Below are 227 nucleotides of genomic sequence, written 5' to 3' on the forward strand. Positions count from 1 at the left end.
TTTCACTCCCCTTCCGGGGTGCTTTTCACCTTTCCCTCACGGTACTGGTTCACTATCGGTCACTAGGTAGTATTTAGCCTTGGGAGATGGTCCTCCCAGCTTCCGACGGAATTTCACGTGTTCCGCCGTACTCAGGATCCACTCAAGAGGGAACGAAGTTTCAACTACAGGGTTGTTACCTTCTTCGACGGACCTTTCCAGGTCGCTTCATTTACTTCGTTCCTTTG

General features: G+C 50.7%; 1 rRNA gene. It reads right to left on the bottom strand.

Annotation, left to right across the window (positions count from 1 at the left end):
• Positions 1-227, bottom strand: a 23S ribosomal RNA gene (locus ACN6NE_RS31420); the annotation flags it as partial.

Source organism: Priestia sp. 53B2 (genome assembly GCF_056099005.1).